The 14,955-nt window shown below is 73.9% G+C and carries 16 protein-coding genes; 8 read left to right on the top strand and 8 right to left on the bottom strand.

Annotated features, from left to right (window positions below):
• Positions 1 to 118 precede the first annotated feature (118 nt).
• Genes hypA through hypE form a run of 6 tightly spaced genes read left to right on the top strand, consistent with a single transcriptional unit; the run spans position 119 to position 6,163 of the window.
• Positions 119 to 499 carry a hydrogenase maturation nickel metallochaperone HypA gene (gene hypA / locus ABZ497_RS21155; RefSeq protein WP_329486177.1) on the top strand — a complete coding sequence of 127 codons (381 nt, stop codon included), beginning with the start codon at positions 119 to 121 and terminating at the stop codon, positions 497 to 499.
• Positions 500 to 504: 5 nt separating this feature from the next.
• A complete protein-coding gene (hypB, locus tag ABZ497_RS21160; protein ID WP_359807346.1) occupies positions 505 to 1,308 on the top strand; it encodes a hydrogenase nickel incorporation protein HypB in 804 nt (267 codons plus the stop codon).
• Positions 1,305 to 3,626, top strand: coding sequence for a carbamoyltransferase HypF (gene hypF, locus ABZ497_RS21165; protein ID WP_359807348.1), 2,322 nt, complete (start codon positions 1,305 to 1,307; stop codon positions 3,624 to 3,626). Before hypB ends, hypF begins: the two co-directional genes overlap by 4 nt.
• A gap of 14 nt (positions 3,627 to 3,640) precedes the next feature.
• Positions 3,641 to 3,928, top strand: coding sequence for a HypC/HybG/HupF family hydrogenase formation chaperone (locus ABZ497_RS21170; RefSeq protein ID WP_352292380.1), 288 nt, complete (start codon positions 3,641 to 3,643; stop codon positions 3,926 to 3,928).
• Positions 3,925 to 5,049: a hydrogenase formation protein HypD gene (gene hypD / locus ABZ497_RS21175; protein ID WP_359807350.1), complete on the top strand. Its 1,125-nt coding sequence runs from the start codon at positions 3,925 to 3,927 to the stop codon at positions 5,047 to 5,049. The genes ABZ497_RS21170 and hypD overlap by 4 nt, the downstream gene beginning before the upstream one ends.
• Positions 5,050 to 5,089: 40 nt before the next feature.
• Entirely contained in the window at positions 5,090 to 6,163 is a 1,074-nt protein-coding gene (hypE, locus tag ABZ497_RS21180; RefSeq protein WP_359807478.1) for a hydrogenase expression/formation protein HypE, read from the top strand.
• A 164-nt stretch (positions 6,164 to 6,327) separates the two neighbouring features.
• Here the strand turns inward: hypE and ABZ497_RS21185 are convergent, their stop codons facing one another.
• Together ABZ497_RS21185 and ABZ497_RS21190 are read right to left on the bottom strand one after the other, a co-directional pair.
• Positions 6,328 to 6,783, bottom strand: a complete 456-nt coding sequence (locus tag ABZ497_RS21185) for a hypothetical protein (RefSeq protein ID WP_359807352.1) — start codon at positions 6,781 to 6,783, stop codon at positions 6,328 to 6,330.
• A 243-nt stretch (positions 6,784 to 7,026) separates the two neighbouring features.
• Positions 7,027 to 8,376, bottom strand: a complete 1,350-nt coding sequence (locus ABZ497_RS21190; protein ID WP_359807355.1) for a M14 family metallopeptidase — start codon at positions 8,374 to 8,376, stop codon at positions 7,027 to 7,029.
• 185 nt (positions 8,377 to 8,561) lie between these two features.
• Here ABZ497_RS21190 and ABZ497_RS21195 point away from each other — a divergent pair, with 185 nt between their 5' ends.
• Positions 8,562 to 9,398, top strand: coding sequence for a hypothetical protein (locus ABZ497_RS21195; RefSeq protein ID WP_359807358.1), 837 nt, complete (start codon positions 8,562 to 8,564; stop codon positions 9,396 to 9,398).
• Between the two features lie 55 nt (positions 9,399 to 9,453).
• On the opposite strand, the gene ABZ497_RS21200 is transcribed toward ABZ497_RS21195, so the two are convergent.
• Positions 9,454 to 10,500 (bottom strand): cytochrome P450, encoded by a 1,047-nt coding sequence (locus ABZ497_RS21200; protein WP_329486168.1) that lies wholly within the window; start codon positions 10,498 to 10,500, stop codon positions 9,454 to 9,456.
• A gap of 81 nt (positions 10,501 to 10,581) precedes the next feature.
• Positions 10,582 to 10,659: a tryptorubin family RiPP precursor gene (locus ABZ497_RS21205; RefSeq protein WP_350540985.1), complete on the bottom strand. Its 78-nt coding sequence runs from the start codon at positions 10,657 to 10,659 to the stop codon at positions 10,582 to 10,584.
• 613 nt (positions 10,660 to 11,272) lie between these two features.
• Here ABZ497_RS21205 and ABZ497_RS21210 point away from each other — a divergent pair.
• Positions 11,273 to 12,544, top strand: a complete 1,272-nt coding sequence (locus ABZ497_RS21210) for a serine hydrolase domain-containing protein (protein WP_359807361.1) — start codon at positions 11,273 to 11,275, stop codon at positions 12,542 to 12,544.
• 46 nt (positions 12,545 to 12,590) lie between these two features.
• On the opposite strand, the gene ABZ497_RS21215 is transcribed toward ABZ497_RS21210, so the two are convergent.
• The 4 genes from ABZ497_RS21215 to ABZ497_RS21230 all read right to left on the bottom strand — a co-directional run bounded on the left by ABZ497_RS21215 (position 12,591) and on the right by ABZ497_RS21230 (position 14,950).
• Complete coding sequence (locus ABZ497_RS21215; protein WP_359807364.1) at positions 12,591 to 13,586, bottom strand: aldo/keto reductase; 996 nt, start codon at positions 13,584 to 13,586, stop codon at positions 12,591 to 12,593.
• Positions 13,587 to 13,703: 117 nt separating this feature from the next.
• Positions 13,704 to 14,033, bottom strand: a complete 330-nt coding sequence (locus ABZ497_RS21220) for a hypothetical protein (RefSeq protein WP_359807367.1) — start codon at positions 14,031 to 14,033, stop codon at positions 13,704 to 13,706.
• A gap of 115 nt (positions 14,034 to 14,148) precedes the next feature.
• A complete protein-coding gene (locus tag ABZ497_RS21225; RefSeq protein ID WP_359807368.1) occupies positions 14,149 to 14,439 on the bottom strand; it encodes an SHOCT domain-containing protein in 291 nt (96 codons plus the stop codon).
• Positions 14,440 to 14,491: 52 nt separating this feature from the next.
• Positions 14,492 to 14,950 carry a DUF6325 family protein gene (locus tag ABZ497_RS21230; RefSeq protein WP_359807371.1) on the bottom strand — a complete coding sequence of 153 codons (459 nt, stop codon included), beginning with the start codon at positions 14,948 to 14,950 and terminating at the stop codon, positions 14,492 to 14,494.
• Positions 14,951 to 14,955: the final 5 nt, after the last annotated feature.

Genomic DNA, 14,955 nt, shown 5'->3' on the forward strand with positions numbered 1-14,955 from the left:
GCCGGATTGCGGCGAACGGTGTACTCCGGGCGCGGTGGCGGCGCGGCTGCGGCCGAGGCCGCCACCGCGCCCTTGTAATGAAGCCTGTCGCCTCCGGCGAGGGGAGGGAGTGGGCCCGATGCACGAGATGTCGATCGCGACGGCCGTCGTCGAGCAGGTGGACGCGGCAGCCCGGGACCACGGGGCGGTCGCGGTGGAGAAGGTGCGCCTCCAGGTCGGCGAACTCGCCGGGGTGGTGCCCTCCGCGCTGGACTTCTGCTTCGAACTGGCCTGCGCCGGAACGCTGGTGGAGGGCGCGAAGCTGGAGACCGAGGCCGTCGCGGCGCGTGCCAGGTGCACCCCGTGCGGCGTCGAGTGGGCCGTGGGCATGCCGCCCGACCTCGGGTGTCCGCGCTGTGGCGGCGCCCGGGTCGAGCTGCTCGCGGGCCGGGAGTTGCAGATCCTCGGCGTCCAGTGGGCCGAGCGCCCGGTGGGCGCGTCGGCCGACCAGGAAGGCTGAAACCGATGTGTCGCACGGTGGAACTCCGGCAGGCGGTCCTCGCCCGCAACGACGACGGCGCCCGCGAGCTGCGCGCCGAACTCGCCGCGCGCGGCACCGTCGTGGTGAACCTGCTGTCCAGCCCCGGCAGTGGGAAGACGGCGCTGCTGGAGGCCGAACTCGGGCTGGCCCGGGCCCGCGGCGTGCCGGTGGCCGCGCTCACCGCGGACCTCGCCACCGAGAACGACGCCCGGCGGCTGGCTCGTTCGGGCGCGCCGGTGAAGCAGGTGCTCACCGACGGGCTGTGCCACCTGGAGACGGCGATGCTCCGCGAGCACCTGGCGGGCTGGCTGCCGCCGGACACCCGGCTGCTCTTCGTCGAGAACGTCGGCAACCTGGTCTGCCCGGCCTCCTACGACCTCGGCGAATCCCTGCGGGTGGTGCTCGCCTCCGTCACGGAGGGGGAGGACAAGCCGCTCAAGTACCCGACGGCCTTCGGGCTGGCGAACCTGGTGCTGGTGACCAAGGCCGACCTCGCGGTGGCGGCGGAGTTCGACGAGGCCGCGTTCCTGGCGAGCGTCGCGCGGGTCAACCCGGGGGTGGAGGTGCTGTTCACCTCCGTCCGGACCGGGCAGGGGGCAGGGGTGCTGCTGGACCGGGCGCTCGCGGTGCTGGACGGCGCCGAGGCCCACCGGCCGGTGATGGCCGGCGCCCCGGGGCACGGGCACTCCCCCGGACATCCGCACGCGCACGGGCCGGATGAGGGGCACCACCACGGGGACGACGGCGCGCACGCGCATCCGCACGCCCCGGTGGCGGAACGGTCGTGACGGCCGGTCGGCCGGCGGCCGGGCCGCAGCGGCGCCGGGTCGCCGTCCGCGGCCTCGTCCAGGGCGTCGGGTTCCGGCCGTTCGTCTTCACGCTCGCCGCCGAGCTCGGCCTGGCCGGCACCGTCACCAACACCGGGGACGGCGTGCTGGCCGAGGTCGAGGGGCCGCCGGAGTCGGTGGACGCGTTCTGCCGCCGGGTCGCCACCGACGCGCCGCCGCTGGCGCGGGTCGCCTCGGTCGAGCACGAGGCGCTGGCCCTCACCGGCGCGGCCGGGTTCGCCATCACCCCCTCCAGGACCGACGGCACCCGCCGCACACTGATCCCGCCCGACACCGCGACCTGCGCGGACTGCCTCGCCGAACTCGCCGACCCCGGCGACCGCCGCTACCGGCACCCGTTCATCAGCTGCACCAACTGCGGCCCCCGGCACACCATCGTGACCGGCTTGCCGTACGACCGGGCCAACACCACGATGGCCGGCTTCCCGCTCTGCCCGGACTGCGAGCGGGAGTACACCGACCCGGCCGACCGGCGCTTCCACGCCCAGCCGCTCTGTTGCCACGCGTGCGGACCGAGGCTCGCCCTGGTCGTGCCCGGGCTGCCGTCGCTCGACGGCGAGGCGGCGCTCACCGAGGCCCGGCGGCTGCTCGCCGACGGCGCGATCCTGGCCGTCAAGGGCATCGGCGGCTACCACCTGGCCTGCGACGCGCTGAACGAGCGGAGCGTGGCCCGGCTGCGCCGGCGCAAGCGGCGCGGCGCCAAGCCCTTCGCCCTGATGGCGCGCGACCTCGCCGAGATCGCGCCGCTGCTCCGCCCCGACCCGGTCGAGGAGGAACTGCTCACCGGCGCCGTCCGGCCGATCGTCCTGCTACGACGCCGGAGGCCGCTGCCGGCGGCGCTGGACGCGGTGGCGCCGCGCAGCCCCGACCTCGGGGTGATGCTCCCCTACACCCCCCTGCACCAGCTGCTGATCGCCCCGCCCGGCCCCGGGCTGCTCGTGATGACCAGCGCCAACCTCTCCGGCGAACCGGTCGTGACGGAGGACAGGGACGCGTTCGCCCGGCTAGCACCGCTGGTCGACGCCTGGCTGACGCACGACCGGCCGATCCACGTCCCGTGCGAGGACTCGGTGGTGCGGGTGGTGGACGGCGAGCAGCTGCCGATCCGGCGCTCGCGCGGCCACGCACCGCTGCCGCTGCCGCTCCCGGCCCCCGTCCGGCCCGTGCTGGCCGTCGGCGGCGACCTCAAGAACACCTTCGCGCTGGCCCAGGACGGCTACGCCTGGCTGTCCGGCCACATCGGGGACATGGACGACCTCGCCACCCTGGAGGCCTTCGACCGGGCGGTGGCCCATCTCGGCGCGGTCACCGGCGTCCGGCCCGAGCTGCTGGCGGTGGACCGCCACCCCGGCTACCGGTCCGTGCGGCACGCCCGGAGCACCGCCGGCGGGCGGGAGGTGCGGACGGTGCAGCACCACCATGCGCACGTCGCCTCGGTGATGGCCGAACACGGCCTCGACGGCGGCCGGCCCGTTCTGGGGGTCGCCTTCGACGGCACCGGCTTCGGTGACGACGGTGCGGTGTGGGGCGGCGAGGTCCTGCTGGCCGACTACGACGGCTACCGCCGCCTCGCCCACCTCGCCTACGTCCCGCTGCCGGGCGGGGACGCGGCGGTGGCGCGGCCCTACCGGACGGCGCTCGCCCAGCTGTTCGCGGCCGGGCTCCCGTGGGCGCCCGAGCTGCCACCCGTCCTGGCCTGCCCGGAGAACGAACGGCTGGTACTGAAGCGGCAGTTGGAGCGCTCGCTGAACTGTGCGCCGACCTCCAGCATGGGGCGGCTGTTCGACGCGGTGTCCGCCCTCGCCGGGATCTGCCAGCGGGTCGAGTACGAGGCGCAGGCGGCGATCGAGCTGGAGGGCGCGGCGCTGGCGCACGGCCCGGCCGAGGGGGCCTACGCCTTCGGGCTGCGGCCGGTGGACGGGACGCTGGTCGCCGACCCGGCGCCGGTGCTGGCCGCGGTGGTGGCCGACCTGGCCGCCGGCGCCCCGGCCGGCCTGATCGCGGCGCGCTTCCACGACGCGGTCGCGGGGCTGGTCCGCCGGGTCTGCGCGGTGGCCCGGGAGGAGCACGGGACCGGGACGGTCGCGCTGACCGGCGGGGTCTTCGCCAACGCGCTGCTGTCCTCGGCCTGCGCGGAGGGCCTGCGGGCGGACGGATTCACCGTGTTGCGGCACCGCCGGGTGCCGCCCAACGACGGAGGGCTGGCGCTCGGGCAGCTGATGGTGGCCGCCCGGGCCGCCGGCCCGGCCGCCATCTGAGAGGAGAGACCCGGATGTGTCTGGCGGTGCCCGGAAGAGTGGTGGAGATCGCGGAACGCGACGGAGCCAGGATGGCGGTCGTCGACTTCGGCGGAGTCGTCAAGGACGTGTGCCTGGAGTACCTGCCGGACCTGCGGGTGGGTGAGTACGCCATCGTGCACGTCGGGTTCGCGCTGCAGCGCCTGGACGAGGAGTCGGCCCGCCGGACGCTGGAGCTCTTCGCCGAGATCGGCCTGCTGCAGGAGGAGTTCGGCGATCCGTGGGAAGCGGCGGCCGCGGCCGTACGGGAGGAGCAGCAGTGAAGTACCTGGAGGACTTCCAGAACCCGGAGCTGGCGGCCGGCCTGCTCGCGGACATCAGGGCGACGGTCACCAGGCCGTGGGCGCTGATGGAGGTGTGCGGCGGGCAGACGCACACCATCATCCGGCAGGGGATCGACCAACTCCTGCCGGACGAGGTCGAGTTGATCCACGGGCCGGGCTGCCCGGTCTGTGTCACCCCGCTGGAGGTGATCGACCGGGCGCTGGCGATCGCGGCCCGGCCCGAGGTGATCTTCTGCTCGTTCGGCGACATGCTCCGGGTGCCGGGCAGCGACCGCGACCTCTTCCGGGTCCGGAGCGAGGGTGGTGACGTCCGGGTGGTCTACTCGCCGCTCGACGCGCTGAAGGTCGCCCGGGAGAACCCGCACCGCGAGGTCGTCTTCTTCGGCATCGGCTTCGAGACCACCGCTCCGCCCAACGCGATGGCCGTCCACCAGGCCCGGAAGCAGGGGCTGCGCAACTTCAGCATGCTCGTCTCGCACGTCCGGGTGCCCCCGGCCATCGAGGCCATCATGACCTCGCCGGACTGCCGGGTGCAGGGCTTCCTGGCCGCCGGGCACGTCTGCAGCGTGATGGGCACCGGTGAGTACCCCGAACTGGCCGAGCGCCACCGGGTGCCGATCGTGGTCACCGGCTTCGAGCCGCTCGACATCCTGGAGGGAATCCGGCGCACCGTGCGGCAGTTGGAGCGCGGCGAGCACACCGTGGAGAACGCCTACGCGCGGGCTGTCCGCCCGGAGGGCAACCCGGCGGCCCGGGCCATGCTGGAGGACGTCTTCGAGGTGGCCGACCGGGCCTGGCGCGGGATCGGGGTGATCCCGCGGAGCGGCTGGCGGCTCTCCCCGCGCTACCGCGACCACGACGCCGAGTACCGCTTCGACGTCACCGGCATCACCACCCGCGAGCCGGCGCAGTGCCGCAGCGGGGAGGTCCTCCAGGGGCTGCTGAAGCCCGACCAGTGCGAGGCCTTCGGCACCACCTGCACTCCGCGCACCCCGCTCGGCGCCACCATGGTGTCCAGCGAGGGGGCCTGCGCCGCGTACTACCTCTACCGCCGGCTGAGCACGCCGGCCGTTCCCCGGGAGGCGAGCCCCGTTGGCTGAGGCCGAGGTCCTGACCGGGTCGGGCGCCGTGCCGGCGGCCGTGCCCTCCGAGACGCCGTCCGAGGCGCCGGACTTCTCCGGGTGGAGCTGCCCGCTGCCCCTGCGCGACCACCCCCGGGTGGTGATGGGGCACGGCGGCGGCGGCGCGATGTCGGCCGAGCTGGTGGAGAACATCTTCGCCCCGGCCTTCGGCGGCGCCGCGCTCGCCGCCCTCGGGGACTCCGCCGTGCTGGAACTCGGCGGAGCGAGGCTCGCCTTCTCCACCGACTCCTACGTCGTGCGGCCGCTGTTCTTCCCCGGCGGCAGCATCGGGGACCTCGCCGTCAACGGGACGGTCAACGACCTCGCGATGAGCGGGGCCCGGGCGGCCTACCTGTCCTGCGGGTTCATCCTGGAGGAGGGCGTGGAGATGGCCGTGGTGGACCGGGTCGCCCGGGCGCTCGGGGCTGCCGCGCGACTGGCCGGGGTGGAGGTCGCCACCGGTGACACCAAGGTCGTCGAGGCCGGTCACGGCGACGGCGTCTACCTCAACACCGCCGGCATCGGCCTCGTCCCGGCCGGGGTGGACATCAGGCCGCAGCGGGCCGTCCCCGGGGACGTGGTGATCGTCAGCGGGGAGATCGGGCTGCACGGGGTCGCGATCATGAGCGTGCGCGAGGGCCTGGAGTTCGGCGTGGAGATCGAGAGCGACTGCGCCGCGCTCGGCGGCCTGGTGGACGCGATGCTGGCGGTCACCCCGGACCTGCACGTGCTGCGCGACCCCACCCGGGGTGGCCTGGCCGCGGCGCTCAACGAGATCGCGGCGGCGGCCGGGGTGGGCGTCAGGATCGGTGAACGTGCCGTGCCGGTGCCACCACAGGTCGCCAACGCCTGTGCGGTGCTGGGCCTCGACCCGATGTACGTCGCCAACGAGGGCAAGCTGGTGGCCTTCGTGCCGCGCGCGCAGGCGGACGCGGTGCTCGCCGCGATGCGGGCGCACCCGTTGGGCGCGGGAGCGACCGTGATCGGCGAGTGCGTGGCGGAGCACCCCGGCATGGTCGTCGCCCGCACGGCGCTCGGCGGCACCCGGGTGGTCGACCTGCCGATGGGCGAGCAACTGCCGCGCATCTGTTAGGTCCCCAGGGCTGGCCTGGCTCGCTCCGGCCAGGCTCGGCGGGCCCGGCCGGGTGTGCGCCCGGCCGGGCCCGGTCATGTCCGCCGGGCGAACCGGCGAAGGGCCGGACCGGTGGGGGCCCACCCGCCGGTGGGCCCCCGCCGATCCGGCCGGCTGCCGCACCGTCAGCAGGTGACCGGGACCTCGGTGGTGACGGGCCTGGCGGGCCAGCCGGCGGACGAGACCGCGAACGAGGCGCGCACGGTCGAGCCGCACGGCACCGTGCCGCGCACGCCCTCGACCAGCACCGACCGGCTCTGGAAGGTCAGCGTCTGCCGCGTCGTCCCGAGGGTGATCCCGCCGGCGACGCTGCCGGTCAGGACCACCTCGACCTCCGTCGGCCGGGGGAGCGGGCTGCCGGGGCTCGGCGGGCCGGCCAGGCCGATGTGGCCGGAGAACTCGATGGTGTCGCCGCTCACGGTGGCGCACACCTTGGTCGCCAGACCGGCCTGCAGACCGTAGTTGTCGCAGATCACCGTGGGGGCGTCGGCGACGGCTGCCGCACCGGCCGGAGCCGCGACGACCGGAACCGTACCCAGGGCGACCGCTGCGGCGGCCGTCGTCAGGATCTTGCGAGTCATGGGAAGCCTTCTCCTGTGTGAAGGGGGCTCCTGGGCGGTCCAGGAGCTCGTTGCAATGTGATATTGCACTATGCTCCTTGAGCTGAGGCATCGTCAAATTGAACGGGAGAGGACGAGTTGGCATGGAGGACGTTCGTCCGGAACGCGCACCGTCAGCGCGGGGGTCCCGGAACCGCTCCCGCCGAGGCCGGGACGCCGCACCGGCCGGGTCCGTGAGGCCCCGGCCGGTGCGGCGTCTGCGGTTCAGGAGGCGATGCCGCAGTACTGCTGCTGCTTGCCGATCGCGCGGTACATGCAGTCGGCGGTCTCCACCAGGCGCAGCACCGCCTCGCGGTTGCGGCTGGTCTCGCGCCCGATCACCTCGTCGGGCGGGTAGAAGCCGCTGCTGCCGTTCGGACCGGGGTACATCTCGAAGGTGTAGGCGAAGACCCGCTGGGTGCCCCACAGCCAGTCGTCGATCGAGCCGTCGGTGATGTACAGGTCGCTCGACTGCTCGGGGGTGTAGCCGTTGGTGCCGGCCATGGCCCGGCCGAAGGTCGCGAAGGTGTTGTACTCGTCGGCCGTCATCCCGGGGGCGGTGTCGGCCGTGGTCCAGCCGAACGGCCAGAGCACCAGCTGACTGTAGGTGTGGAAGTCGATGGCGGCGGTGATCTGCTGCTTGCCGCCGACCACGCGGGTGCGGACGAAGTCGGCGACCACCTTGGTCTCCTTGGCGGACTCCGGGGCGGCGCCCCGGTAGGTCTCGTTGGAGGTGGAGCCGGAGGAGCCGCCGCAGCAGCCCCACTTGTAGTCCCAGTTGCGGTTCAGGTCGGTGCCCACGCTGCTGCTGCCCGCGTTGGGCTGGCGGTCCTTGCGCCAGCTGCGGTAGCGGCCGGTGGCGATGTCGTACTCGCCGCCGTCCGGGTTGAGGTCGGGGATCACCCAGATCTCCCGGCTGTTGACGGCGTTGGCGATCCGGCTGTCGGTGGCGTACTTGTCGCCGAACTCGTGGAGCAGGTACAGCGACATCTCGACGGTGAGGTGCTCGCGGGCGTGCTGGTGGGCGGTGAACAGCACTTCGGGTTCGTTCTCGTCGGTGCCGACGTTGTCGCTGATCTTGACGGCGACGATCGGCCGGCCCTCGTACGAGGTGCCGATGACCCGCTTGCTCATGATGTCGGGGTGCGCCGCCACGACGGCGTCGATGTCGGCGGTGGCCTCCGCGTAGTTGTGGTAACCGGAGTCGGCGGACGGGAAGTCGTACACCGCGGCGCCGACGCCCGGTGTGCCGGCCCCGTCGCCGTACACCGGCTCCGGCAGCGGGCTGGGGGACCAGCCGAGCGCCCGCAGTCGGTCGGCCTCGGCGGCGGTCGCGGTGACCACCACGGAATCGGAGCGCACGGCGTCGACGGACGCGCCGGTGGCGGCGACGGCGGTGCGTTCGGCGACGGTGCGGGGGCCGTCGAGGACGTACTGCCGGGCGGAGTCGGGGGCCGCGGCCGGGCCGGCGGTGACCGGCTGGGCGGCGACCTGGGTGGTGAGCGGGGAGGCGAGCGCGAGAGCCAGCACGGCGGCGGCGACCGCGGCGGGCTTCCCTCGGCGGGGCAGTCGCATGACTGTCCTCCTGTGGGGGGTCCGTAGGGACGGAACGGGGAGGAGGTGCGGCGCGCGCCAGCACGATGGTGCGCCGCTGTCATGGATTCGTCAAGGCGTCGGGCGGCCACCGGTGCCCGGGGCCCCGGCCGGGCCAGGACCGGCCGGTGGGTATGTTGGGCCGCCACCGACCGAGGAGCCGCCACGTGCCCGCCCGCCCCAGCGTTCTGTTCGTGACCGACCTCGCCTACCAGGCCCGGGGCCGGCGGTACTGCGACGAGGACATCCGGCTCTCCGCCCGGCTCCGGGCCGACTTCGACATCGCGCTCTGCCACCCCTTGGACGCGGCCGCGCTGATGGACGGCTTCGACGCCGTGCTGGTCCGCAACAGCGGCCCCGTCCTGCACTACCAGGAGCGGTACGAGGCCTTCCGGGCCGCGGCGGAAGCACGCGGCACCCGGGTCTACAACCCGCTCACCGGGCGCGGTGACATGGCCGGCAAGCAGTACCTGCTGGACCTCACCGAGGCCGGGCACCCGGTGATCCCCACCGTCGACCGGCCCGAGGACCTGGACCGCCTGCCCGGCTGCGCCCAGTACGCCGTCAAGCCGAAGGCCGGTGCGGACTCCATCGGCCTGGCCTTCGTCGACCCGGACGGGCTGTCCGGCCTCGCGTACGGCGACATCCTCGTCCAGCCGCGCGTCGACTTCCGCTACGAGGTGTCGTTCTACTTCGTCGACGACGCCTTCCAGTACGCGCTGTACGCGCCGGATCCCGAGCGGCGCTGGATCCTGGAGCCGTACCACCCCACCGACGCGGACCTCGCCTTCGCCCGGGGGTTCATCGACTGGAACACGCTCGACCACGGGATCCAGCGGGTGGACGCCTGCCGCGCCCCGGAGGGGGAACTGCTGCTGGTCGAGCTGGAGGACCTCAACCCCTACCTGTCGCTGGACCGCGTGGCCGAACCGGTCCGGGAGGCCTTCGCCACCGCCCTGACGGCCTCGCTGCACCGGTTCCTGGCCGGCGCGCCCCGGGGCTGAGGCGGGCGGCCCGTGCCGTCCGGGACCGGGAGGGGCCGGGCCCGGACGGCACGGCTCAGCGCCGGACCAGCCGGACGTCGGAGACTTCGAGCAGGCCGTCGAGTTCGACCTTGCCGACGGTCTGCTCCGGGTTCACCACGAGACCGTCCCGGCGCACGATGTCGAGGAGCCGTTCGGCCAGCGGCATCACCATGTGCCGGCCCCAGCAGCGCTCGTTCACATGGCCGAACGGGAGGTACCCGGGGTGGTCGTCGGGGTCGAGGTCGGCCCAGCGCTCAGGGCGGTAGCTGTCCGGGTCCTCCCAGAGCCGCGGGTCGCGGTGGCTCACCAGCGGGAGGATCAGCAGGTCGTCCTTGGCCCCGATCCGGTCGTCCACCGCGGTGAACTCGGGGGAGGCCATCCGCAGGATGTTCCAGGACGGCGGCAGCAGCCGGAGGGACTCCAGCAGGACGTCCCGGTTCGACACGCCGTCCTCGAAAGGCGAACCGAGCCAGAGCGCATTCGTCACGAGGGCGGACACGGTGAAACAGATCGGGGCGGCGACCCGCCGGTAGAGGTACATCGCATACCGGCGGTCGTCATAGCTCTCGGCGTCCAGCACGCGGGCCGCCAGATTGGACAGCGGGATTTCCGTGCCGGGCTTTCCGAGCATGGCGGTGCCGGCCGCGACGGCTGCCCAGGTCAATTTCGGCGTGAGTTCCAGGCGGCGGTCCACCAGGACGCGGAAACGGAAACTCTCCCGGCCGAAGACGAGATCCCGGAGATAGACGTGCGCGACGTGCGGCCATTTCCCGGTGAGGTCGACCTCGTCGCCGAGGGGCTTCTTCAGCGCCGCGCGGACGTCGGCGGAGACGGCCTGCATGAGCGCGGACGCGTCCGTCCGGGTGACGGACCGGCCCTGGACGGGCTTGAAGGTCGGGCGCTCGGAGTCGTTCGCGGGCCGGCTGCGGAGCAGGCTGTCCATCAGGTCGGCGCCGGCGACCCCGATGGTGTCGTGCTCCAGACGGAAGAGGTCCGCCCCGCGGTACCTGCGGAGAAGTTCCTCGATCCGCGGTGCGAAGACGGTGGCCCGGGCGCTCCTGCCGGTACTGGACATGGGCATCGGTGAACTCCAAGGGTGAAAGGCACGGGCCCGGTGAGACGACTGCTCACCGGGCCCGTGCCCGGTAGACGAACTACCCGACTAGATCCAGCCGTACCACGCGTAGGCCTTCAGGCTCTTCTCCGGCATGACCTTCTTCACGAAGTGGACGAGCTTCATGGCAGTACCTCCGTCTGACGGTGAACAGGACGAATCATGCAAAGGCTCGACGGGTGTGCGGTGATTACTCGCTGAATTCCGCGATCCGCTTTCTCGTCGCTCCGAAGTCAAGCCCGGGGCCAATAGAGCGTCAAGTGACGCAGCTCACTCGCCGCTCCGGCGGGCCGGTGGGTTTCACGGTCGACTGCTGTCGATTGCCGACGGAAGGGGCGGAATGGTCCGACTTGGGCGGATCGTGCCCATCGGAGAAGTTGCGCGGCGGGGGCGGCCGGGCTTCCGCGCAGGTCGCGGCGCTGTTCCGGGTGGCGGCCGGGTGAACGGGGGGCGTCCGGCGCCCGGCGGGGCGAGGGCGGTCCGCCGCGTACGGAGGGCCGACCGAACGTTAGGTTTGCCCGTTCGGGCAAGGCGGGTGCCCCCGCGCTCCGGAGTGTGCCCGCAGGGTGGGCGCGCGCTGTCATGGCATCGTCACCGACCGTCGACCGAGGGTCGGTCCACCTGGTCCGGCGCGCGACCGAGCGGTGACGGACAGTCAGCATCTGTCACGCAGAGGAGATATGATCTTGGTCTGCGCGGACCCGCCGCGCGGGATGCCAACGAGACAGGGGACTTGTCGATGGTGACGATCGGGCTCACGCGCGCCGGAGCACTGGCGGCCGCCGCCGCGCTGATGGCGACCGCCTTCGGGGCGGGGGCGGCCGCCGCGGCGCCGCGGGCCGCCGCACCGCCCCTCCCGGACACCACCGCCGTGCGGACCGCACTGCGGAACACCCTGGACGCGGGCGCCCCCGGCGCCTTCGCGGTGATCAGGGACCACGGCCCGGGCGAGCGCGAATGGTCGCTGACGATGGGCAAGGCCGACCTCGGCGGCGCCTCGATGAGGGCGGACCGGCAGTTCCGGGTGGGCAGCAACAGCAAGATGTTCGCCGCCGTGCTCGTGATGCGCCTGGCCGAACAGGGGCTCGTCGACCTGGACAGGCCGCTGCGCGAGTACCTGCCCCAGGGCACCCTGCCCGAGGGCTGGACGATGACCGGCCGCCAGGTGATGCAGCACCGCGCGGGCATCTACGACCACACCGACGACCTGCTCGAACAGAACGGCGAGGAGACCACGAGCGCCTTCGAGGCGCGCATCCGCAACACCGTCTACACACCGCGGGACTTGGTGGCGCTCTCCGTCAAGCACGGTGTGCGGAGCGCCCCGGGGACGGCGTACGCGTACTCCAACACGGACTACGTACTGATGGGAATGGCGGTCGAGCACCTCACCGGCCGGGCCTACGCCGACGTGCTGCGCGAGCAGGTCATCGAGCCGCTGAAGCTGCGGCAGACCTCCTTCGTGGTGCCCGAGAAGCGCATCGCGGGCCCGCACATCACCGGCTACCTGACCAACGACGACCGCGCCAAGCCGCTGCTGGACTCCACCGAGCAGACCGCGTCCTGGCTGTGGAGTGCCGGCGGCGTCATCTCCTCCGCCGCCGACATGGACCGCTTCCTCACCGCGCTGGTCGCGGGCCGCGCCGGCGGGCTCGTCTCGGACGACTCGCTGCGGCAGCTGACCGCCGTCCTCCCCACGCCCACGGCGAAGGTCGGCTACGGACTCGGGATCCGCCAGATCGCGCTCTCCTGCGGGACCGTCCTCGGCCACGGAGGCATCGTCCAGGGCTTCCAGACCCAGAGCTTCGTCACCCCCGACGGCCGGCGCAGCGTGGTGGTGTTCGCCAACGCCTCCAACAACGGGGCCGTCACGACGGGGCTGATGAGCGCGCTGGAGCCGGCCTTCTGCGGAGAGCGACCCGCCGCGCCGGCGGCCCGGACCGCGCCGGCCGCGGCCGGCGGCGGCGCGTCGGACCGCGTCGTCCCGGTGGTGGAGGACACCCGCGTCTGACCGGCCGCGGGCCCGGGCGGGCTGCGGCGGCCCGCCCGGCTCGGGCTCACTCCCAGGGCAGCGCGGCGCGGCTGCGCCAGTACGCCTCCGCGGGCTCGGCGAGCACGGTGAGCGCGGCGAGGTCCGCGGCGGCGAGGTCGAGCCCGGCCGCGCTGAGGTTGGAGGCCAGCTGCTCCGGGGTGGCCGCGCCGGAGAGCACGATGTCGGCCCAGGGTCGGGCGGCGGCCGCGGCGAGGGCGAGCGCGTCGCAGGTGGCGCCGGTGCGGGCGGCCAGCTCGCGCAGCGCGGCGGTCCCGGGCCCGGTCGCGTTGCGGTCGGCGAGCCGGCCGTTGGCCATGCCCTCCTTGACCACCACCAGCCAGCCCGCCGCGTGCGCCTCGGCCAGGGCGGGCCCGGCGGAGGGCTCCAGCAGGTTCCAGGTGGACTGGACGGCGGCGAACAGCGGCCGCCCCGCCACGGTCACCTCCAGGGCCGCCCGGACGGTGGCGGCCTGCGCCGGTCCGCTGGTGGACAGGCCGATCCGGACGCCCTCGGCGGCCAGCGCCGCCAGCCGCTCGTGCAGCGCCCGGTCGCCGAGCGCCGGGCTGTCGGGGGTGACCGAGTGCACCAGGTACACCTGCGGCAGACCGCCCAACAGCTGCCTGGTCTCCTTGATCTGACGGTCGAACACCGCCGTCGAGTGCTCCTTGACCTCGTGCACGGGCACCCCGGAGGCCCGCCAGTCGGCGGTGTAGGTGTAACCCCACTTGCTGCCGATCACGACCTCGGACGCGAGCCGCGGCCGGGCGGCGAGCCACTCGCCGACGAACTCCTCGGCGCGGCCGTAGGAGCGGGCGGTGTCGAAGTAGCGCACCCCCGCCGCGTAGGCGGCGTCGAGCAGGTCGTGCGTCCGCTCCCGCATCGCCTCGACGGTGCGCCCGGCCGGCAGGTCGAGCTCGCGCCCGAGCGTGATGTAGCCGGGCCGCCCGACGGCGGCGGTGCCCAGGCCGAACCGCGCGAGTGACGGTGCGGCGGCTGGTCCGGTGGCGGGTGCGGTCGGCATGGGCGGGGTCCCTTCGGCGGTCCGGGCGCGGCGGCGGTGGTCCGCCACCCGCATCCGAACCCTAACTTCCGCCGGGGGAGCGCCTCCGACCTGGCCCGATGCCGGCCGTCGACGCCGTCAGCCGTACCAGGAGACCTCGGTCGGTCCGGCCCGGCGCGGCACCTCGCGTTCGGGCATCGGCAGCCGGGTGTCGCCGTCGACCAGGGTGGCGGACGGGGCGCCGCGGACCGCGCCGGGCAGTTCGGCCTCGACGGTGACCGGGCGCGGCGGGGTGGTGGGCAGCGTGGTGCTGAGCGGGCACACCTGGGCGTGGTGGCCGTGGATCCGCTCGGCGGCGACCTCCTTGCCGTCGACCAGCAGTTCCACCGCCCGGCTGCCGCCCAGGTGAATCCCGACGGTGACCGAGCAGCCGGCGTACTCGCAGTGGAAGTGGTACTCGCGGCTCATGGGACCGCCTCCCTGTCGCGGCAGAACGGGTCTCACCGGCTGCGCCGGGGCACCGGCCGGGGCGAAGGCGCCCTCGCCGTGGCCGCCGGCCCGGGGTGCGGGCCGGCGCCGCCGGTCAGGAGCCGAGCAGACGGGACTTCTGTGCCGCGAACTCGGCGTCGGTGAGCACGCCCTGGTTCTTGAGCTCGGCCAGCTGCTTGAGCTGGTCGAGCCGGGTGGCCATGTCGTCGGGCTCGGCGGCGGGCGCGGCAGGCGCCGCCTGCGGTGCGGCGGGCTGGGCCTGGGCCTGCGGTGCCTCCTGCTGGGCCCAGCGGCCGGCCTGCCGCCGGGAGACCCGGTTGGAGACGGCGGTCGCCGTTCCGGCGACGACGGCGGTTCGGGCGACGCCGCGAAGGAGTCCTGGCATGGCGAAACCTCCTTGACCTTCGGGGTGGGGCGAGCGGACGGGCAGGGCGGGTTCAGCGTCCGTCCTTGCCCTCGGCGGCTTCGAGGGAGGCGAGGATCGCCTGGACGGGGATGCGGCCGTCCGCGACCAGCCGCGCCCCGCTGCGCCGGAGGGCGGCGGCCAGCGGGCCGGCCCAGACGTTCTCGTAGACGAGGACGGCGGCGGAGCTGCCCGGCTCCAGGACGGCGGCGGCGTCGGCGAGGTCCTCCTCGTCGAGCAGGCCGGAGGAGACGCCGTCGAAGACGGCGAGGTCGAGCACGCCGTCACCGGTGAGGTCGGCGAGTTCGAGGCCGGTGACCGAGCCGTCCGTCTCCTTGCGGACGAAGGTCAGGTCGAGGATCCGGATGATGCCCCGGTCGACCAGGTCGACCAGCAGTGGCAGCCCTTCCCCGGTCATCCGGCTGCCGGGGAACTCGACGACGATGTAGTCGATCGGTCCGGTCTCGTTCAGCTCGTTCAGCTCGTCGCTCATGTCGG

It is taken from the genome of Kitasatospora sp. NPDC005751, from assembly GCF_040630835.1.
GTDB lineage: Bacteria > Actinomycetota > Actinomycetes > Streptomycetales > Streptomycetaceae > Kitasatospora.